The sequence below is a fragment of the Mesorhizobium sp. M0514 genome, from assembly GCF_040321145.1.
Taxonomy (GTDB): Bacteria; Pseudomonadota; Alphaproteobacteria; order Rhizobiales; family Rhizobiaceae; genus Mesorhizobium.
In genome coordinates, this window is the sequence record NZ_JAMYQZ010000047.1 from 27,112 (window position 1) to 48,182 (window position 21,071).

Annotated in this window: 17 protein-coding genes and 1 pseudogene; 4 read left to right on the top strand and 14 right to left on the bottom strand. The window is 62.7% G+C overall.

Annotated elements, in window-relative coordinates:
- Positions 1-10 precede the first annotated feature (10 nt).
- Positions 11-1,258, bottom strand: a complete 1,248-nt coding sequence (kynU, locus tag NKI61_RS19560) for a kynureninase (RefSeq protein WP_352840313.1) — start codon at positions 1,256-1,258, stop codon at positions 11-13.
- 167 nt (positions 1,259-1,425) lie between these two features.
- Between kynU and NKI61_RS19565 the strand changes: the two genes are divergently transcribed.
- The gene (locus NKI61_RS19565; RefSeq protein ID WP_352840315.1) at positions 1,426-2,190 is read left to right on the top strand and encodes a GntR family transcriptional regulator; all 765 of its coding nucleotides are present in this window, start codon (positions 1,426-1,428) and stop codon (positions 2,188-2,190) included.
- Positions 2,191-2,395: 205 nt separating this feature from the next.
- Positions 2,396-3,178 carry a transcriptional repressor LexA gene (gene lexA / locus NKI61_RS19570; protein ID WP_352840317.1) on the top strand — a complete coding sequence of 261 codons (783 nt, stop codon included), beginning with the start codon at positions 2,396-2,398 and terminating at the stop codon, positions 3,176-3,178.
- Here the strand turns inward: lexA and NKI61_RS19575 are convergent.
- Positions 3,172-5,615: pseudogene (locus tag NKI61_RS19575) on the bottom strand (ComEC/Rec2 family competence protein). The gene lexA and the pseudogene NKI61_RS19575 sit on opposite strands and share 7 nt — an antisense overlap.
- Positions 5,616-5,726: 111 nt before the next feature.
- Positions 5,727-6,143, bottom strand: a complete 417-nt coding sequence (arr, locus tag NKI61_RS19580; protein WP_352840326.1) for an NAD(+)--rifampin ADP-ribosyltransferase — start codon at positions 6,141-6,143, stop codon at positions 5,727-5,729.
- Positions 6,144-6,603: 460 nt separating this feature from the next.
- Between arr and gltX the strand changes: the two genes are divergently transcribed.
- Positions 6,604-8,028: a glutamate--tRNA ligase gene (gltX, locus tag NKI61_RS19585; RefSeq protein ID WP_023715818.1), complete on the top strand. Its 1,425-nt coding sequence runs from the start codon at positions 6,604-6,606 to the stop codon at positions 8,026-8,028.
- A 181-nt stretch (positions 8,029-8,209) separates the two neighbouring features.
- Positions 8,210-9,541 carry a citrate synthase gene (gltA, locus tag NKI61_RS19590; protein WP_023671037.1) on the top strand — a complete coding sequence of 444 codons (1,332 nt, stop codon included), beginning with the start codon at positions 8,210-8,212 and terminating at the stop codon, positions 9,539-9,541.
- 122 nt (positions 9,542-9,663) lie between these two features.
- On the opposite strand, the gene lpxB is transcribed toward gltA, so the two are convergent.
- From lpxB to pyrH, 11 genes are all read right to left on the bottom strand, one after another.
- The gene (lpxB, locus tag NKI61_RS19595; protein ID WP_023684699.1) at positions 9,664-10,842 is read right to left on the bottom strand and encodes a lipid-A-disaccharide synthase; all 1,179 of its coding nucleotides are present in this window, start codon (positions 10,840-10,842) and stop codon (positions 9,664-9,666) included.
- Positions 10,832-11,734, bottom strand: coding sequence for an LpxI family protein (locus NKI61_RS19600; RefSeq protein ID WP_352840319.1), 903 nt, complete (start codon positions 11,732-11,734; stop codon positions 10,832-10,834). The genes lpxB and NKI61_RS19600 overlap by 11 nt, the downstream gene beginning before the upstream one ends.
- The gene (gene lpxA, locus NKI61_RS19605; protein ID WP_023706235.1) at positions 11,721-12,554 is read right to left on the bottom strand and encodes an acyl-ACP--UDP-N-acetylglucosamine O-acyltransferase; all 834 of its coding nucleotides are present in this window, start codon (positions 12,552-12,554) and stop codon (positions 11,721-11,723) included. The genes NKI61_RS19600 and lpxA overlap by 14 nt, the downstream gene beginning before the upstream one ends.
- 15 nt (positions 12,555-12,569) lie before the next feature.
- Complete coding sequence (gene fabZ / locus NKI61_RS19610) at positions 12,570-13,022, bottom strand: 3-hydroxyacyl-ACP dehydratase FabZ (protein ID WP_023684696.1); 453 nt, start codon at positions 13,020-13,022, stop codon at positions 12,570-12,572.
- 1 nt (position 13,023) lies between these two features.
- Complete coding sequence (gene lpxD / locus NKI61_RS19615; RefSeq protein ID WP_352840321.1) at positions 13,024-14,082, bottom strand: UDP-3-O-(3-hydroxymyristoyl)glucosamine N-acyltransferase; 1,059 nt, start codon at positions 14,080-14,082, stop codon at positions 13,024-13,026.
- A 77-nt stretch (positions 14,083-14,159) separates the two neighbouring features.
- Positions 14,160-16,541 carry an outer membrane protein assembly factor BamA gene (gene bamA / locus NKI61_RS19620; protein ID WP_352840323.1) on the bottom strand — a complete coding sequence of 794 codons (2,382 nt, stop codon included), beginning with the start codon at positions 16,539-16,541 and terminating at the stop codon, positions 14,160-14,162.
- Between the two features lie 217 nt (positions 16,542-16,758).
- A complete protein-coding gene (rseP, locus tag NKI61_RS19625; protein WP_023688578.1) occupies positions 16,759-17,901 on the bottom strand; it encodes an RIP metalloprotease RseP in 1,143 nt (380 codons plus the stop codon).
- Between the two features lie 101 nt (positions 17,902-18,002).
- The gene (locus NKI61_RS19630) at positions 18,003-18,818 is read right to left on the bottom strand and encodes a phosphatidate cytidylyltransferase (RefSeq protein WP_023738711.1); all 816 of its coding nucleotides are present in this window, start codon (positions 18,816-18,818) and stop codon (positions 18,003-18,005) included.
- Positions 18,819-18,829: 11 nt separating this feature from the next.
- Positions 18,830-19,552 (bottom strand): isoprenyl transferase, encoded by a 723-nt coding sequence (locus NKI61_RS19635; protein ID WP_023748403.1) that lies wholly within the window; start codon positions 19,550-19,552, stop codon positions 18,830-18,832.
- 31 nt (positions 19,553-19,583) lie between these two features.
- Complete coding sequence (gene frr / locus NKI61_RS19640) at positions 19,584-20,138, bottom strand: ribosome recycling factor (protein WP_023671027.1); 555 nt, start codon at positions 20,136-20,138, stop codon at positions 19,584-19,586.
- Between the two features lie 99 nt (positions 20,139-20,237).
- Positions 20,238-20,960: a UMP kinase gene (pyrH, locus tag NKI61_RS19645; protein ID WP_023671026.1), complete on the bottom strand. Its 723-nt coding sequence runs from the start codon at positions 20,958-20,960 to the stop codon at positions 20,238-20,240.
- Between the last annotated feature and the right edge of the window lie 111 nt (positions 20,961-21,071).

Genomic DNA, 21,071 nt, shown 5'->3' on the forward strand with positions numbered 1-21,071 from the left:
CTCTAGTTTCTCAGGTAACCGCGGTCTTCACCGCGAAGCGGGCGTCCTGCCAGGCGCCGGTGCGCAAAATATCCTCCAGCGCTTCGACCGCCTGCCAGACATCGCTATAACCGACATAGAGCGGCGTGAAGCCGAAACGGATGGTCGACGGCGCCCGAAAATCGCCGATCACGCCGCGCTCGATCAGCGCCCGCATCACCTGGTAGCCATGCGGGTGGAGGAACGACACCTGGCTGCCGCGCTGGCTGCCGTCGCGAGGACTTTCCAGTTCAAGCCCGTAGGCGCCGCATCTGGCTTCGACGAGCTGGATAAACAGGTCGGTCAGCGCGATGCTTTTTCTGCGCACCGCCGCCATGTCGACGTCGTTCCAGATATCGAGCGCGCCCTTGAGCGCCCGCATCGACAGCACCGGCTGCGTTCCGCATAGGAAGCGGCGGATGCCGCTGCCGACGGCAAAGCCCTGCTCGAAGGCAAACGGCCGCGCATGGCCCCACCAGCCGCTGAGCGGCTGGCTGATGTCACCATGGTGGCGCTCGGCCGCGTAGATGAAGGCCGGCGAGCCCGGGCCGCCATTGAGGTATTTGTAGGTGCAGCCGACAGCGAAATCGGCATTGGCACGGTCGAGTTCGACCGGCAAGGCGCCGGCGGTGTGGCAGAGATCCCAGATGATCAGCGCGCCGGCGTCATGTGCCTTGCGCGTCAGCGCCGCCATGTCGCGCAACTGGCCGGATTTGTAGTTGACGTGGTTGACCAGGATGACGGCAACGCTGTCGTCGATCAGCTCCTCGATTGCGGCCGCGTCGACGCCCTCCAGCCGCAGCCGCGTTCCCGGCCGGGTCGAGGCGACGCCTTCGGCCATGTAGAGGTCGGTCGGGAAACTGTCGCCCTCGGCAACGATGACCGACCGAGCCGGCCGCATGCCGAGCGCGGCGTGCAGCAGCTTGTAGACGTTGATCGAGGTTGTGTCGCAGACCACCGTCTGCCCGTCAGCCGCGCCGATCAGTCGTCCGAGCTGATCTCCCAGTTCCACCGGCATGTTGAACCAGCCAGCCGTGTTCCAGGCGCGAATGAGGTCGTGCGCCCATTCCTGCGTGGCGGCCTGCTGCAATTCGCTGAAGACGGCTGGTGACGCGGCACCCAGCGAATTGCCGTCGAGATAAATCACGCCTTGCGGCAAGACAAAGCGTTCACGCATGGAGCGCAGCGGATCGGCGGCATCCATTGCTTCGATTGTAGCGAGATCGGGTGTCGTGCTCATGATCCGGCGCCCCTCCATGGACAAACGCGCGCGGCGGAGCCTGCCGCCCAAACATGCCGGCGACCTTGAGTGGTCGCCCTTGAACTGTCAAACATTATATATAATTCACCCATTGAAAGGCTTTGATATATAATGATCCGCCGAGCGTTTATGTCTGATGGATCACGATGCTGGATGACGAGCAGACCTCGAAGACGGAAGTGGCCTATCGCCTGCTCAGGCGCGATATTCTTGCGACCCAGCTGGCGCCTGCCGCGCCGTTGAAGCTGAGCACGCTGCGCAACACCTACGGCATCGGCTGGACGCCGTTGCGCGAGGCGCTGTCGCGGCTGGAGGCGGAACGGCTTGTGACCGCCATCAGCAACCGCGGGTTTGCGGTCGCTCCCGTCTCTCGGGCGGAGCTCGAGGATTTGGCGCGTGCGCGGCTGGTGGTCGAACTGCCCCTGCTGGTGGAATCGATCGAGAAGGGCGACCGTGAGTGGGAAGACGCGGTCGTTGCCGCCCACTATCGTCTCTCACGGTGCGGGTCTGTTCTCGACGATCCATCGGATGATGCGGTCGACGCGTGGTCCGAAAAACACGATGCCTTCCATGCGGCGCTGCTCAGTGCCGCGACATCCAGCTGGCTGCTGCGCTTCAATGCGACGATTTCCGACCAATTGCATCGCCATCACCGCTTTCTGGGTCTGGCCCCGACGCTGCGCGCCGCCGCCGGCCGCACGGATGGACACCGGAAGGCCGTGGCGGCCCTGCGCGACGCCGTGGCGATCGAACACCATACCGCCCTGATGGAAGCGGCCCTCGATCGCGACGTCAAACGTGCGAAAACTCTGATGACCGCTCACATCGGCTACACGCTGCAGGTCTATGCCCAGAGTGAACCCGGCGCGGATGCTGCGCAGCCCCGTCCGAAAAGGAAGCGGCGATCGTAGCCGACGACGCAGGGCACTTTGTCTTCGTTTCACCCCGTTGCTGGCAACTGGGCGCAGGCGGCGCTCGCAGCGCCGAACGTTACGCTGAACAAAACGTCAACACATTCATTAAACTTTAAAAGGTTGCGGAACACAACTGGAACAGATAGTGTTTGTTCTGGGTTTGTTTTTTCTGATTCTGGTTTCAGAACCCTTGGGGGCCGCGATGCTAACGCGCAAACAACATGAGCTTCTGATGTTCATCCATGAACGCCTGAAGGAGAGCGGAATCCCGCCGTCCTTCGACGAGATGAAGGAAGCGCTCGACCTCGCCTCCAAGTCCGGCATCCACCGCCTGATCACGGCGCTTGAGGAGCGCGGTTTCATTCGCCGGCTGCCGAACCGGGCGCGCGCGCTGGAAGTGCTGCGGCTGCCCGACTCGATCGCACCAGGTCTCAATGCGGCGAGGAAGTTTTCGCCGAGCGTCATTCAGGGCAGTCTTGGTCAAACCGGGCAAGGGCACGGCGGCCAAGGACAAGGCGCGATGGGCCAAGGCGGTCTCGGCCGCCAGATCAAGCCGGGCTCGCCGTCGCGTTCGATGTCGGCCGGCAATGACGATGCCGTTTCCGCGATTTCAATCCCGGTTATGGGACGCATCGCCGCCGGCGTGCCGATCGACGCCATCCAGCATCAGACCCATTCGATCTCGGTGCCGCCCGACATGATCATGGGCGGCGAACACTACGCGCTCGAGGTCAAGGGCGATTCTATGATCGAGGCCGGCATTTTCGATGGCGACACGGTCATCATCCGCAATGCCAACACAGCCAGCCCCGGCGAGATCGTGGTGGCGTTGGTCGACGATGAGGAAGCGACCCTGAAACGCTTCCGCCGCAAGGGCGCCTCGATCGCCCTGGAAGCCGCCAACCCGGCCTACGAGACCCGCATTTTTGGCCCCGACAGGGTCAAGGTGCAAGGCAAGCTGGTCGGGCTGATCCGGCGCTACTGAGCCGGCTTGGGTTTGTACTTTTCACGCTGGTTGTAAGGCGGCAGGCCGCGCGCTTCGCGGGAGAAGCGGCGTTGCTCGTGCCAGGGCCGATACGGCTTGTCGACGGCGAAGCGGATGGTTGGCGCTGCCGCTGCCGATTGCGGATCGAAGAAGACAGCGGCGCTGCCGTCGCGGGCCAGCTGCTTCTTCGTCACGACCAGGACCAGCGGGTCGCGGCACGGATTGTAGGCGGTGGCGTCATCGATGACGATCAGGCTCGCGAAGGCACAGGCCGGCCGCGCCGTCTTGCGGTCTTTGGCAAGGGCTACAATGGCTCCGGAAGGGTGTCGGGCGATACAGAGATCGCCCATGCAATAGAAGGGCGACCCGGGCGGCAGATCGAGCGGATCGAGATCGAACCGCGTATCTGTTGCCTCGAAAATCTCGGGCGGGATAATGGTTTCGGCCCGCAGCGCCCGTTTCCAATTGTCCGTGGTGAATTCGTTGGAGCGTTTGCGGTTGAGGGCGAGTTCGCCGCCACCTATCGGCATGGCCACCAGATGTGCGTCCTCGGATATGAGCACGTCGGGCGTAAGCACCTGCGGCACCGTCAACAGGCCGGCCAGCGCGAAAGGCACGGCCGCCAGCCTGAGCCAGGTGGTGGCCATGGTGGCGATGACGAGGGCGACCGCCACCAACAGCACCGAGCGGATGGAGATCAGCCCGACGGCGTCGACCGGCGAGCGCTCGGAAATCCAGGCCGATATAGCGATCATCGCCATCAGACCCTTGCCCATCACATAGAGGAGCGGCCCGTCGGCGCCGAACGGCATCGCCAGTGCGCTGAGCACGGCAAAGGGCATGACGATCAACGATACAATCGGCATCACGGCTAGATTGGCGATCAGGCTGAGCGGCGACACACGCTGAAAATGCCAGATGGCGAACAGCAAGGTTGCACTGCCGGCGATGATCGAGGTCATGGCGAGGCCGCCCATGGCCAGCGCGAATTTTCGCGACAGGAAGCCGACGAAGGAGCGCTTTGCCGGTGGCGTTCTCACCTTGTCGGCGCGGTAATCGGCCCAGCCGGCATAGGCGCCGACAAGGGCGGCAGTGGCGGCAAACGACATCTGGAAGCTGGGACCGACGACTTCATGCGGCGACACCAGGATAACGGCGATGGCCGAGATCGCCAGATTGCGCATGGTGAGCGCGGCACGATCGAAGAGTACCGCGACCAGCATGACCGCCAGCATGATGAAGCTGCGCTCGGCGGCGACCACGACGCCTGAAATGACGAGATAGGCGGCGATCGAGACAAGCGCTGCCGCGGCCGCATATTTCTTGACCGGCCGGCGCGAGGAGAAATCGGGAAACAGCGCAAAGGCGCCACGCAGCAACGCCATGATGGTGCCGGCAACCAGCGCCATGTGCAGGCCGGAGATGGAGATGATGTGGTAGATGCCGGTGCGCCGCATCGCTTCGTTGACCTCGTCCGGGATGCCGGCGCGCACCCCGACAATCAACGCCGCGGCAATCTCGCCTTCGGCGCCGCCGATCTTGCCCCTGATATGGTCGGCAATGTTTTCGCGCGCGTTCTCGATTGCCGAGGAGAGCCGCGCGGCCAGCGGCGGCGGTCCCTGCGTAGCAATGGTTTTCGGATTGCCGAGAAAGAAGCCGCTGCCGCCGATACCGGTGAAATAGCTGTCGAAGGAGAAATCGTAGCTCTCCGGCCGCACCGGACCGGTCGGCGGCAACAGCCTGGCATAGCCGGTGATCAGGGAGCCGGCGGTCATATCGGCGGGAACGGTCCGCGCCGAGAGCCTGACCCGCTCCGGGGCGTAGCGCAGCTTGGGGTAAGCGGTCGAAACCACGTCGAGCCCAGCCTGATGCGCCCGCTCTCCATCTGTTCGAGACTGACGACGCGGCCGGTCAGCCGTGTCTGGATCTCGGAGCCGAGCATCTGCGTTCCGGCGCGCCAGGTCTCGACCTTGGCGGCGACGACGCCGAGCGCGCACAGCATCGCGGCCATGCAGAACAGATGCGTCCTCGGCCGCGATCGCGTGGCGACAGCGCAACATGTCGCCAGCACCACAATGGCGATTGGCTGCGCAAAGCCGGGCTCGCCGGCCAGCGAGAAATAAATGATGACGCCGGCCGCCAGGAAAACCGGCACCAGCAGGAAGGCGACGCCCCGGTCGAGCTCCGTGTTGGCGGCCACGGCAAGGCTGCGGCGGAGCGCGGGCCATGACGGACGGCGAAGCCGTCTGCGCAGACGGGCGATAGATCCGGGCGCTGTGACTTGCGCCGGCAACGCGTGACCGGGCAGCGCAGGCGCGACGCCGGGATGCGGCTCAGGCAGCGGCTCGGCATAGGGACTATCGGCAAACAGCGAGCGTTCGCTGACGCTTGCCTCGGCGCCTTCGCCTTCCTTCGTGCCCCGGCCACGTCCAGCCATCGGGTCTGCCCCTTGCGCCCCAGACCCCTATGCTACATGAACGCGCAAAGCGCGAAAGTCCGCGTGATCACGTCCACCGCGCCGGAATCGACCATCACCTGGCAAGGACGCTCAATCCTCAATCATATCCTGGCCCTCCGCTCTCAGGCGAGCAAGCCCATCGTGCATTGCCTTCAATTGTTCCGGTGTATGACCCTGCCATTCACCGAGTTCACCCAGGATGAGCAACGGATCACGGGAGCGGTAGGATTTCGTCGGATTACCGGGAAATTTTTTGTCGGTCAGGTTAGGGTCATCCATAAAAAACTCCGTCGGCTTTACGATGTAAATCCTTTGACGACCGTCACCCGTTGCAAGCTCTGCTCCCCAGATGACGGCTTCCAGTGTCTGGGTGAAATAGATCCATGACAGTGGTTTACCTCTGAAATTGGAAGGGTGGCCGACGCTCAGCAGATCCCCGGGTTTCAAATCCGCCCGGGTACCATGGTAGAACGGATCACCCTCCGTATGGTCGGCGTTTTCGGTCATCGGTAGTCCTTCTTTCAATCATGCCTCCTTCGTGGCGAGACCGGCCTGCACACAGTTGCGGTGTTCACGATAATGATTGCAGAAAGGTCAATATGCGTGACCAAGCCAACGCTGTCACGGCGGCGTTGTAGTCGGGCAGTGCCGCATCCGTGAAGAAATGTCCGCTCGTCAGAGGGGGCTACCACCGTCGCAGCGATGTTCCAGGCACTGTGACGGACGCTGCAGCCGAATGAAACCCAGACATTGACGCTGCTGCCAAATGAGGTTGCGCGGAGGTGCGAACAGATTTTGTGCTACAAGGCTCCGGCCTGTTGACGCAACCGATAATTGCCGACGTGCCCCGGCCTCGTCCAGCCATCGGGTCTGCCCCTTGCGCCCCAGACCTCCTATGCTACATGAACGCGCAAAGCGCGAAAGTCCGCGCGATCACGCCCCGCTTTCCAAGCTTCCCGAGAGTTCCATGTCCGACACGGTCGTCACCCGTTTTGCCCCCTCGCCCACCGGCTATCTGCATATCGGCGGCGCGCGCACGGCGCTGTTCAACTGGCTGTACGCCAAGCACACCGGCGGCACGATGGTGCTGCGCATCGAGGACACCGACCGCGAACGCTTCAACGAGGCGGCGACACAGGCCATTCTGGATGGGCTGACCTGGCTCGGCCTTTCCTGGGACGGTGAGGCCATATCGCAGTTCGAGCGCGCGCCGCGCCACCGTGAGGTGGCCGAGGAGCTGGTGCGCCTGGGCAAGGCCTATTACAGCTACGAGACGCCTGCCGAGCTCGAGGCGATGCGCGAGGCCGCACGCGCCAAGGGCCTGCCGCCTCGCTACAACGGCCAGTGGCGCGATCGTGCCCCCTCGGAGGCGCCTCCCGGCGTCAAGGGCGCCATCCGCATCAAGGCGCCGACCGAGGGCGAAACCGTGGTGCACGACCGTGTGCAGGGCGAGGTGCGCTTCCCCAACAAGGACCTCGACGATTTCATCATACTGCGCTCGGACGGCAATCCGACCTACATGCATGCCGTCGTCGTCGACGACCATGACATGGGCGTCACCCACATCATCCGTGGCGACGACCATCTGACCAACGCCGCGCGCCAGACGGTGATCTACAACGCGATGGGCTGGGACGTCCCGTCGATGTCGCATATCCCGCTGATCCACGGCGCCGACGGCGCCAAGCTGTCGAAGCGGCACGGCGCACTCGGCGTCGAGGCTTATCGCGCCATGGGCTATCTGCCCGAGGCGCTGCTCAATTATCTGGCACGGCTCGGCTGGAGCCATGGCGACGACGAGATCATGTCGATCAAGGACATGATTTCGTGGTTCGACATCGGCGATGTCAACAAGGGTGCGGCGCGCTTCGACTTCGCCAAGCTCGAGTCGATCAACGGCGCGCATATGCGCAAGATGGCCGATACCGAGCTGTTCGACATTTTCGTCGCCACTCTGCCATACCTCGAAGGCGGACCGGCTATCGCCGCCCGTCTCGACGATGCCAGGAAGGCGCAGCTGCTGGCCGCCTTGCCGGGCCTGAAAGAGCGCGCCAAGACGCTGGTGGAACTGGCCGATGGCGCGGCCTTCCTGTTCGTCGAGCGGCCGCTGCCGATCGACGAGAAGGCGGCAGCACTGCTCAATGCCGACGCGCGCGCGATCCTGCGCGGCGCACATGCCGCTTTGCAGACTGTTTCGGGCGATTGGTCGGCTGCCGCGGCTGAAGCCGCGGTGCGCGAGTTCGCGACGGCAGGCGGCCACAAGCTCGGCGCCGTGGCCCAACCGCTCCGGGCGGCCCTTACCGGCCGCAGCACCTCGCCCGGCGTGTTCGACGTGCTCGCCGTGCTTGGCCGCGAGGAAAGCCTGGCGCGGATTGCGGATCAAATCGATTAGGAGCGAACTGGCCCAAGAAGATTGGCATTGAAAGGCGGGTTTCGCAGTGCAACATTAGGCCTTGGCCCAATCTGGCACGCACCTCCCAAAATGCGGTGGCGAGTTCGCGCATTCCGGTGATTTCGACGTGTCGTTTGCAGGAATTGCCTTGCCGGCATGAGGAACATGAAGGAGTTTGAGAATGAGCGAAGCTGCGACAAGACTGGAAACCGGCAGCAAGACGACGCACCCGTCGACTGCCACGCTCGAACTGGCCGGCAAGACGCATGAATTCAAGGTGCGAAGCGGCTCGGTCGGGCCCGACGTCATCGACATCGGTGCGCTCTACAACACCACCGGCGCCTTCACCTACGATCCCGGCTTCACCTCGACGGCGAGCTGCGAGTCGGCGATAACCTTCATCGACGGCGATGCCGGCATCCTGCTTCACCGCGGCTACCCCATCGACCAGCTGGCCGAGCATGGCGACTTCCTCGAAGTCTGCTACCTCCTGCTCTACGGCGAACTGCCGACCAAGGCGCAGAAGGACGATTTCGACTACCGGGTAACGCGCCACACCATGGTGCACGAGCAGATGTCGCGCTTCTTCACCGGCTTTCGCCGCGACGCGCATCCGATGGCTGTGATGTGCGGTGTGGTCGGCGCGCTGTCGGCCTTCTATCACGACTCCACCGACATTTCGGACCCATACCAGCGCATGGTCGCCTCGATGCGGCTGATCGCCAAGATGCCGACGATTGCGGCCATGGCCTACAAATACCATATCGGCCAGCCCTTCATTTACCCGAAGAACGAGCTGAACTTCGCCGCCAACTTCCTGCACATGTGCTTTGCGGTGCCGTGCGAGGAATACAAGATCAATCCGGTGCTGGCGCGCGCCATGGAGCGCATCTTCATCCTGCATGCCGACCACGAACAGAACGCCTCGACCTCGACGGTGCGGCTTGCCGGCTCGTCGGGCGCCAATCCGTTCGCCTGTATCGCCGCCGGCATCGCCTGCCTGTGGGGCCCGGCGCATGGCGGCGCCAACGAAGCGGCGCTCAACATGCTGGGCGAGATCGGCCACGTCGACCACATCCCGGAATTCATCGCCCGCGCCAAGGACAAGAACGATCCGTTCCGGCTGATGGGCTTCGGCCATCGCGTCTATAAGAACTACGATCCTCGCGCGAAAATCATGCAGAAGACGGCGCATGAGGTGCTGGGCGAACTCGGCATCAAGGACGATCCGCTGCTTGACATCGCCATGGAGCTGGAAAAGATCGCGCTGACCGATTCCTACTTCATCGAGAAGAAGCTCTATCCGAACGTCGATTTCTATTCCGGCATCACGCTGAAGGCGCTGGGCTTCCCCACCACCATGTTCACCGTACTGTTCGCGGTCGCCCGCACCGTCGGCTGGATCGCGCAGTGGAAGGAAATGATCGAGGATCCCCACCAGAAGATCGGCCGTCCGCGCCAGCTCTACACCGGCGCGCCGGAACGCGACTACGTGCCGATTGCGAAAAGGTGAAAGAGAGTGAATGGTGAATGGTAAGTAGTGAATAGCAGGTAGTAAGTAGCAGCTTGATTATAGGCGAGAGCGCGTTAATCCTATTCACTATTCACTATTCACTATTCACTATTCACTATTCACTAAGGCCTATTCGCTCTCCCGATGTGGCGAAGAACGACATCGGCGGCGATGTCGCCGGAGGGCCTGTCGGTGGCCATGCGTCTGGCAACCTCGCCAAAGCCGTCCTTTTGCCAGGCGCGGTAGGCGGTGTCTGAAAACAGTGCCTCGAGCTGCCGCGCCAGATAGTGCGGCCGCACATACTGGTTGTAGCTTTCCGGCACGACCGGCCGGTCGGCAATAAGGTTGGGCAAAGCAGCGCTCCACACCGTGATCAGGCTCTGCGCCATCAGCATGATCGGATCGAACTTGTAGCAAGAGATCATCGGTACACCCGACAACGCCAGTTCCAGCGACACCGTTCCTGACGCGATCAGCGCCGCATCGGCCTTGCCGAAGGCCTGCCACTTGCGCTCGGGATCGAGGATGACTTCCGGCTCCTGATCCCAGCGCGCCACCGATGTTTTGACCAGTTCGGCGACATGCGGCACCGTCGGCAGCAACAGCCGCAGCCGGTGGCCACGCGCGCGCAGCGCCGACACCGTCTCGCCGAACGGACCGATAAGCCGGCTCACCTCGCCGCGCCGCGACCCTGGCAGGACGAGCAGCGTCTTGACGTGATCGGCCGAGAGATCGCGTGGCTGGGCTTGCGCCCTGGCCGCGCCCAGCACGCCTGGATCATGCGTGAGGCGATGTCCGACGTAAGTGCCGGGCGGGCCGCCGAGACGGCTGAGCTCCTTTACCTCGAAAGGCAGGATGCACAGTATGTGGTCGACATACGGCTTCATCGCGGCCGCCCTACCCGGCCGCCACGCCCAGACGCTCGGGCAGACATAATGGACGATCGGGATCGACGGATCGGCGGCGCGGATCTTTTTGGCGACGCGCAACGAGAAATCGGGGCTGTCGATGGTGATCAGACAGTCGGGTTTTTCGGCGGCGACAGCACTTGCCGTCTGGCTGATCCGCCGCATCAGGCGCGGCAAGTCACGCAGGATGGCGCTGAGCCCCATCAGCGCGATCTCGGCGCCGTCGAACAGCGGCGCCAGTCCGAGCGCCTGCAGATGCCGCCCGCCAGTGCCGACGAGTTGCACCTCGCGCCCGGTCATGCGCTTCAGCGCCTGCACGATGTCGGCGCCCAGCAGGTCGCCGGATTCTTCGCCGGCGACGATGGCAATCTTCAGCGGCTTCTCAGCTGCCATGGACAGACTCCGCAGCCGGCAGGCCGAACACGAACAGGCCGAGCGCATTGGCGCGCGCGACAACGGCGGGGCCTTCGAGGATGAGCGAACGGCCGGCTTCGACGGCAATGCCGGCGAGCCCCGCGGCATGCGCCGCCTCGACGGTCCGGGGGCCGATAGATGGCAGATCGGCACGCAATTCCTGGCCAGGCTTGGCGCATTTGACCAGGACACCGCGCGTCTTGCCGGCCAGCCTGCCATGGCCGCGCAACTGCTGCGTCCGCTCGAGCAGTCCGTGGGTGCCCTCGACGCCTTCCAGGGCAACAGTGCGGCCACCGATGGCAATTGCCGCCTGACCAATGTCGAGCGCGCCGATGGCCTTTGCCGCCGCGTGTGCCGCCTCGATATCGCGCCAGTCGGACTTTCGCGGCGCTGCTTTGGTCAGCGGCCCTTCGGCCGCGACGAGCCGGGGCACGACTTCATGCGCACCGACAACCTTGACGCCCCGTGCCTCCAGGCCGCGGGTCAATATCTTCAACAGCCCGTCATCGCCGCGGGCAAGCGCCATGGCGAGCGAGGGTATAAGTGCCAGTAGCCCAAGGTTCGGACGCATGTCGACCAACCGCGGCCTGCGCCTGATCTCGCCGGCAAGCACAAGATGGGTGATTCGCCGGCGCCTCAGCAACGCAACCAGCGAGCCGATGTCTTCCAGCGCAAGGCTTTCATGCTCATAGATTGTGAGGTCGGACTGACGGTCGGCCTGACCTTCGACCAGGATGATGACGGGCGGATGTCCGGCCTCCGCCAGGCCGGCGGCAACTTCGACCGGCAAGCTACCGCCGCCGGCAATGATGCCGACCCTGGCGTCCGGCGCAAGATCGAGGCCCGTTGAAGTGGCCTCAGCCCTCGTCATCGGCATCGTCGCCGTCGCCACCCTTAAGCGACGGGACGGCAAAATGCCGCTTGCCGCGACTGGTGATGAAATCGATGATTTTCATGGCCGTCGGCGACGACGCAAACTCGGCCTTGGCGAATTCGATGTTCTCGCCGACAGTGCGGGAGCGGTCGAAGATGGTCTTGTAAGCCTTGCGCAGCAGGTAGATTTCGGCGCGCGGCAACCCCGCGCGCTTCAGGCCGATGATGTTGAGTCCACGCAGGCTGGCGCGATTGCCCACAGCAATGGCGTAGGGAATGACATCGCCGACAAAAGCCGAGCAGCCGCCGAGAAAGGCGTTGTCACCAACACGCACGAACTGATGAACGGCGCTGAGGCCGCCAATATAGACGCTGTCACCGACCTCGCAATGGCCGCCCAGGGTCGCGCCATTGGCGAAGGTGGCGTTTTTACCGACGACGCAATCATGGGCAATGTGGGCATAGGCAAGGAAATTGCCGTTGTCGCCGACGGTCGTCTCGCCGCGGCTGGAATCGGTGCCGAGATGCATGGTCACGCCTTCGCGGATCGTGCAGTTCTGGCCGATGACCAAAGTGGTGCGGCCGCCCTTGTGCTTGGTGTTCTGCGGCGGTCCGCCCAGTGTCGCCATTGGATAGACCTTGGTCGCGGCGCCAATGGTTGTCGCGCCCAGCACCGAGACATGGCTGACCAGTTCGACGCGGTCACCGATCACGGCGTCAGCGCCGACATAGCAGAAAGGTCCTATTGCGGCGCCTTCGCCGATCTGCGCGCCGGCCTCGATGACGGCCGAGGGGTGGATTGAAGTCTGTATTTTCATGAGCATTTCGAACCGTCAGCCGGTAACCATCATTGCCGAGATCTCGGCTTCGGCGGCCTTTGTGCCCTCCACCATGGCCTCGCAGGCGAATTTGAGCAGGTTGCCGCGCATCTTGATTTTCTTGACGTGGATTTTCAACTGGTCGCCCGGGACGACCGGTTTGCGGAATTTCGCATTATCGATGGTCAGGAAATAGACCAGCGACGGCTTTTCCGTGTTGAGGTTACGGATGCAGATCGCCCCGGCGGTCTGCGCCATGGCCTCGACGATGAGCACGCCCGGCATCACCGGCTGATCCGGGAAATGGCCCTGGAAATGCGGCTCATTGATGGTCACGTTCTTGATGCCGATGGCAGAATCATTGCCGTCGATTTCGATGATGCGATCGATCATCAGGAAGGGATAGCGATGCGGTAAAAGCTTCATCAACCCCAATATATCGACCGCTTCGAGCGTCGCCGGCACCATCTCAGCTACTTCCCCCTTCGCCCTGCTTGCGCGTCCTGGCGAGCTTCCTCAGCATGGCGATCTCGCGCATGGCTTCCGCCATCGGCTGCGCCGGATAGCCTCCCCAGATCTCGCCCGCCGGCACGTTGCTCATGAACCCGCTTCTTGCAGCAAGCTTGGCCCCTGATCCGATGGTCAAATGATCGGCAAGGCCAACGCCGCCGCCCATGGTGACACCGTCGCCGACGGTGACGGAGCCGGAAATACCAGAGAGCCCGGCAATAATGCAATTGCGGCCGATGCGAACGTTATGGGCGATCTGCACCAGATTGTCGATCTTGGTGCCCTGACCGATGACCGTATCCGACATGGCGCCGCGATCGACGGTCGTGTTCGAGCCGATTTCGACATCGTCCTGGATGATGACGCGGCCGACCTGCGGCACACGCTCAGGGCCTTTGGCGCCGCCGACAAAGCCGAAGCCGTCCTGGCCTATCCTGGCGCCGCCATGAATGATGACGCGGTTGCCGATCAGCGCATACTGAACACTGACACCCGGCCCAATGTAGCCGTCACGGCCGATCTGGCATGACGGACCGATAACGGCGTGGGGGGCAATGACCGTTCCGCTGCCGATGGAAGCGCGGGGGCCGATGACCGCTCCGGCCTCGATGATCGCCCCGGCCTCGATATGCGCCGTGGCATCGACATGAGCTTGCGGCGAGACCCCGGTTTCGCTGGTCATCGGCCCCGGCGTAGCCGCTGTCGGGAACAGCAGCCGGCCGATCATGGCGAAGGCCTGCTGCGGGCGCGAATGCACCAGAACCGCGATGCCGGCCGGCGCCTTGCCCGCGAACTCGGCGGGACAAAACACGGCCGCCGCCTTCAGCGACTGCATCAGCGCGAAATTGCGCTTGCCGTCGACGAAGACGAGCGCACCCTCGCCGCCTTCGTTCGCTGGCGCCAACGCATCGATCGATATGTGGGCAAGATCGGAATCGACAAGCGATGCGCCGGTCAGATTCGCGACTTCGCCGGCCGTATACCGGCGTGATGGCGCGAAGAACACCGGATCGGTCATTCCAGAAGCAATATCCAGCTAGGTCGGATCAATTCTCTTCCGGACCCCAACGGCCCGGAAGCATCGTTACCGCAAGATCAGAAGCGGCTCGACATGCCGAAGTTGAATTCCTGCACGTCGTCGGTCTTTTCCTTCTTGACGGGCATCGCATAGTCAATGCGGATCGGGCCGAAAGGGGATGACCACAACAAGCCGACACCAACCGAGGCGCGCAGCTTCATATCAACCGAGGCCTGAGTGACGCCGGCGGTGTCGATCTTGCTGCCGTAAAGCGTTGCAGCATCAGCAAACACAGCACCGCGCACGCCAAAGCTTTCCGGAATGACCGGTATCGGGAACTGAGCTTCCGCCGAAGCATTGAAATAGGTGGTACCGCCGAGGTGATCACCCGTTGCAGTATCCACAGGGCCGATACCGCCATACTCGAAGCCGCGGATCATGCGGTCGCTGCTCTTGAACTGATCGAAGATGCGCAGGCCATTATCGCCATAGCCCGCGATATGGCCCGCTCCGCCCGAGATCAGGCCGACCAGATCCAGCTGTTCGGACAGGGTCTGATAGACAGTGCCGCGACCAGTAACCTTGACGAATTTGGCATCGCCACCAAGACCGGCCACTTCCACAGTCGTGGTGGCGTAGATGCCTTCATGCGGGCTCTTCATGTCGTCGATGGTGTTGTAGACCAGTCCAAGGCTGACTGAGGACTTGAGCCATGGGCTGTCTTCAACGCCTTCCTGTATTGCCTTTGAGACATCACATTCCAGCGGAGGGCCGGGGTCGATTATGCCGTTTCCGTTCTTATCGCAGTCTTTGTCGAACTTATACTTTTCCTGCGCGATATTGTACGCTAGCTGCGTCGAGATATTGTCGGTGATCGGCAGGCCGAAGCGAACGGTCGCACCCAGCGTCTCGCTCTCGTAGTCCGAATAATTTCGGGTCTGCTGGAAGATGTCGAAGCCGGCGGCGATACGGCGCCCGAGGAAATATGGCTCGGTAAAAGACAGGCTGTAGTCGCGCGAATTCTTGCCGCCACCCGCCGAAACCTTGATGTACTGGCCGCGACCGAGGAAGTTGCGCTCCGCGACCGAACCTTCGACAGACGGACCGGCAGTGTCGCCACCGGTCGAATAACCTGCGCCGACAGAGAACTCGCCGGTCGATTTCTCAACCACGTCAACCACGAGCACGACCTGGTCAGGCTCGGAACCGGGAACAGTCGAGATGTCGACTTTCTCAAAATAATCCAGCGCTTCCAGCCGCTTCTTCGCGCGCTGGATAAGAACCTGGTTGAAGGCGTCGCCTTCGCTGACATCGAACTCACGACGAATGACATAGTCGCGTGTGCGGTCGTTGCCGCGGATTTCGATGCGCTCGATATAGGCCTTGGTGCCCTGGTCGATCGTATAGACGACCGAAATGGTGTGGTTCTCGAAGTTGCGATCACCGCGAGGCGTCACCTGGGCGAAGGCATAGCCCGAACCCGCGACCTTTTCGGTCAGCGCGATGATGGTGTCCTCGACATCCTTGGCGTTGTAGACGTCGCCCTTGTGGGTCTGAACCACCGATTCCAGCGCCTTCGAGTCGACTTCGGGAATGGTGCTCTCGACGCTGACGTCGCCGAACGTATAGCGGTCGCCTTCCTGGACGGTGATGGTAACGGTGTACTGGTTGGTCGTGTCGTCGAGCTCGCCGACAGCTGAGACCACCTGGAAGTCGGCATAGCCGTGATTGTAATAGAAGCGGCGCAGCGATTCCTGGTCGGCGCGGAGCTTGTCCTCGTCATAGACGTCGTCACGCAGCACGAAGGACAGGAAGCTCGAGCGCTTGGTGGCGATGACGTCAGACAGGCGGCGGCTCGAATAGGCGCTGTTGCCGACGAAATTGACAGCGGCGATCTTGGTGCGGCCGCCTTCGTTGATGTTGAAGACCACGTTCACGCGGTTGTCGCCGAGATCCATGATCTGCGTCGTGACAGTGGCGTCATCGCGGCCAATCCGCCTGTAGGCAGCCTTCACCGCCTCGACATCGGAGTCCAGCGTTGCCTGCGAGAACGTCCCGCGCGGCTTCAACTGCACGGCGACTGCCAGCGCATTGTCCTTGAGCTTCTTGTTGCCCTGGAACAGAACCTGGTTGACGACCTGATATTCGGCAACCTTGACCACCAGCGTCGAACCGACCTGATTGATCTGCACGTCCGAGAACAGCCCGGTGCCGAACAGCGCCTTGACCGCATCGTCGATATCGGCGCTGGAAAACGCCTTGCCCGGCTTGATGGTGATGTAGTTGCGGATGGTGTCGGCGTCGACACGCTGGTTGCCGCTGACCTCGACTCTCGAGACAACGGCTGCCTCCGCCGCAGATGTGGCAACGAACTGCACGGCGAGCGCACCTGGTACAACCAGAGCGGCGGACATAGCCACCGCGGACGCGGCGCTCAAAAATTTGGATGCTGCCTTCATCGGGCTTTTGTACCTTTTCTCGAAGTCCCCACGGCGAGAAAACCGGACGTGCGGTAATTTCTCCTACCGTATTAACCGGATTTTCCCTACACGCAAGGCTTCAGGTTAATTTGTAATTACTTAACCCTGATGCGTGGCTTTCGCGTCACGCATACCCCCGTGCATGGTAAACGGCGTCTCAACATTGCCGGTGCTGAAGCCAAATTTCTTCATGATTTCAGCACCCAAACAGATCGTTCCAGAAGACGAAGCCCATAAATCCCAGCACCAGAAAGAGGCCGGCCCGGTATCCCATTTCCATCATCCGCTCCGATACCGGACGCCGGAAAACGGCTTCGAGTGCGTAGAACAGGAGATGGCCGCCGTCGAGGGGGGGAATCGGCAAAAGGTTCAGAATTCCGATCCCGACCGACAGCCCGGCGACGAGTTGCACCAGCCATAGGAAGCCCAGCTTTGCCGCCTGCCCCGACATCTTGGCGATCTTGATCGGGCCGCCCAGCTGGCATTTGTCTTCGCGGCCGACAACGAATCGCTGCAGGAACTGGCCGGTGCGCTGAATGACGTGCCCCGTCTCCTCGACCGCGGCGCCGACTGCTCCGACAGGGCTGTAGGTGATCAGCCTGGGCTGGCCGACATCCTTGTTGTTGACGACGCCGATGACGGCCACCTTGACCTTGTTGCCCAGCGCGTCCAGCTGCTCCATCGGCTCCGGCGTCGCGACGACGGTGACCTCCTTGCCGTCGCGCAACATGGTGAAGGTGATGGCGTCGCCGCCGCGGCCTGAGACCAGACGTTGGACGTCGGCGAAGGTCTCAACCTTGCTGCCGTCGACGGCGACGAATCGGTCGCCTGGCAAAATGCCGGCCCTTTCGGCTGGACTGCCGGCGGTGACCGCCGCCACCATCGGCTCAAACACAGGGCGGCCATAGAGGGAAAACAGCACGGCAAAGACGGCAATGGTCAAAAGGAAGTTGAACAAGGGTCCGGCCACCACCGTGGCGGCGCGTTTCCAGATGGGTTGCGTGTGGAAGGCGACCTTGCGTTCAGCGTCAGTCAGCGTTTCCAGATCTTCCGAACTCGGCTGGCTCGACGTGGCGCTCATGTCGCCGACGAATTTGACATAACCGCCGAGCGGTATGGCGCAGAGCTTCCAGCGCGTGCCGTGGCTGTCGTTGAAGCCGAGAAGTTCGGGGCCGAAGCCGATCGAAAAGGCCTTCACGCCAATGCCGCACCAGCGGCCGACCAGGTAATGGCCCATTTCGTGAATGAAGACGACCACGGTCAGCACGAACAGAAACGGCACCAGCGTGCCGAGGACAAAGCCTTCCGTGCTGAAAAACGCGTGAAGAATTTCGTTCAAGTCATGCCCTCAAATTCACCCGCGGCAAAAGGTGTCGCCGCGACTGTGACATCAATCCAGGCGAATCCGTGGCGTGCGCCATTTCTTCGCCGTGAAAACACTCAAGCCGGAAACAGCCCCTGCGCCGGATGATCGGCGCCCGCCGAAATCCAGCCGATCACGTATAGGGCAAAAGCCGCCGCGACAAGCCCGTCCACCCTGTCCATGACACCGCCATGCCCGGGTATCAACGCGCTTGAATCCTTGCGGCCGTGGCGGCGCTTGACCCAGGATTCGAAGAGATCGCCAGCCTGGGCAACAATCGACAGCACCAGCGCAACCAAGGCGAGGACGCCAAGATTGCCGGCCCCGGCGGCGGCAGCCAGAAGCACGCCGGCGGCCACGCCGCCGACAGCGCCGCCAAGCGCGCCGCTCTGCGTCTTGCCGGGGGATATAGATGGCGCGAGCTTGGGCCCACCGACGGAGCGGCCGACGAAATAGGCGAAGATGTCGGTCGCCCAGACCACGGCGAACAGAAACAGGATTGCGACTAGGCCGGGATGGTCGCCGCCCCGCAGCAGCGCCAGCGATAAGCCGGACAAAGCCGCGTAGGCAAGACCGGCTGCATCCCATTGCGCCGCTCCACGCATACGGGCGCCGATAGCAGCGACCACAACCATGGCCAGGACAAGAGACAGAAGCCACGATGCCGGCACGCCTGCAACCAGGGCGACGACGAAAACCAGAAGCAGCGCTTCGGGAATGAAGCCGAGGGTCGCACCGGCCAAGGGGCGCGACATGCGCGCCCATTCATAGAAGATGACCGCCGATATCCCGGCGCAAAGCAGGCGGAACCACAGCCCTCCCAACCAGGTCAGGCCAAGCGCTATTGCGGCCAGCACCAGCGCCGAGACGATGCGAAGCTGAAGATTGTTCATCCCGCCGCCGATCACGAGGCAGCGACATCTTGAGCGGCAAGCCCGCCAAAACGGCGCTCGCGGCCAGCAAAATCGCGCAATGCGTCGGCCAGGTGTTCGCGGCTGAAGTCAGGCCAGTAGCAAGGCAGAAAAACCAGTTCGCTGTAGGCTGCCTGCCACAGAAGGAAGTTCGACAGCCGAAGCTCGCCACTGGTGCGGATGACCAGCTCCGGATCGGGAATGCCTGCGGTGTCGAGGGCGCCGGCAAAAGTGTCTGCCGTGATCGCCTCGGCGTCGATCTCGCCGCGCGCCACTGCGGCTGCGAGCTTGCGTGCCGTGCGCACGATCTCGTCGCGCCCGCCATAGTTGAAGGCGATGACCAAGGTCAGCGATTCATTGCGCGCAGTCAGCGATTCGGCCTCTTCCAGCAGGCCCCTGATGTCCGGCTGCAGCCCCGCCCTGTCACCGATGATCCTGACGCGCACGCCGTTCTGGTGCAGTTCGGCCAGATCGCGGCGGATGAACAGTTTCAAAAGCCCCATCAGGTCGCTGACTTCGGCCTTGGGCCGCGACCAGTTTTCCGATGAAAAGGCGTAGACGGTCAGGAAGGAAATGCCGAGACCGGGCGCGGCGCGCACCGTCTTGCGCAGCGCTTCGACGCCGGCGCGATGGCCGGCAAGCCGCGGCATGCCGCGCGCCTTGGCCCAGCGTCCGTTTCCATCCATGATGATCGCGACATGCGCGGGCGTTGCCATTGTCTCGCTTTCGGGCCGGTGTGGGCCGACCCTAAACCTGCATGATTTCAGCTTCCTTATCGGAAAGCAGGTGATCGATGGTGCTGATCGTCTCGTCGGTCAGCTTCTGGACCTGATCGGAGCGCTTGCGCTGATCGTCCTCGCTGATGTCGCCGTCCTTTTCGGCCTTCTTCAAGAAGTCCATGCCGTCGCGACGGACATGGCGCACCGCGACGCGGGCGTTCTCGGCGTAGCCATGCGAGATCTTGACCAGTTCCTTGCGGCGCTGCTCGTTGAGCTCGGGCAGCGGAATTCTGAGATTGGTGCCGTCGACGATCGGATTGAAGCCGAGATTGGATTCTCTGATGGCACGGTCGACCGCGCCGACCATCGACTTATCCCATACCGAAACCGAGATCATGCGCGGCTCCGGCACCGACACGTTCGCCACCTGGTTGATGGGCATGGTGGTGCCGTAGGCCTGGACCTGGATGGCGTCGAGCAGATTGCTGGAGGCACGGCCGGTGCGCAGCGAAGCCAGATCGTGCTTGAAGGCGGCGATCGCGCCATCCATGCGCCGCTTGAGGTCGTCGAACTCACCACTCATCTTAGTCTCCTCGACCCGTTTGATCCGGGTTCACTGCTTAGGGCCTATATCCGGACCCTCTTTCGAAAACTGATCCTTTTTAGGAGAGTATACTCCGGATTATTCGTCGGCGACGATCGTGCAACGGCCGCCGCCCCGCAGAATATCGCCGAAACCACCTTTTTCGTGGATCGAATAGACGATTATCGGGATGTTGTTTTCGCGCGCAAGTGCAATTGCGGCGGTATCCATGATCGAAAGGCCCTTGTTGATGACTTCGGCATGGCTGATGCGCTCGAAGCGGGTCGCATTCGGATCCTTCTTGGGATCGGCCGAATAGACGCCGTCGACCTGGGTGCCCTTGAACAGCGCGTCGGCGCCGATCTCGGCGGCGCGCAAGGCCGCGGCCGAATCGGTGGTGAAGAACGGATTGCCGGTGCCGCCGGCGAAAATGACGACCTTGCCCTGGTTCATATAGGCGGTGGCCTGGCGCTGGGAAAAACTCTCGCAAAGTTCGGGCATGGCTATGGCTGACAGCACGACGGCGTCGACGCCGATCTTGTTCAGCGAGGTGCGCAGCGCCAGCGAGTTGATGACGGTGGCCAGCATGCCCATGTGGTCGCCGGTGACGCGGTCGCCGCCCTTGGATGCCACCGCCACGCCGCGAAAGATATTGCCGCCGCCAATGACGACGCCGACCTCGATACCAAGTGCGCGGGCTTCGGCGATGTCGGCGGCGATTCGGTCGACCACCGAGACATCGATGCCGAAATGCTGCTCGCCCATCAACGCTTCGCCCGACGCTTTCAGCAGGACACGTCGATAGAGGGGCTTTGCCGTCATCTGGACCTCGTCATTGTTGCGTGTGGCAGCCTGGGCAGGCCGCCCTCGCGCGGGCGCCGCCGCTGGCGCGATGCCGAGTTCCGATACACGAAGGGCGCCGCGATGTCACGC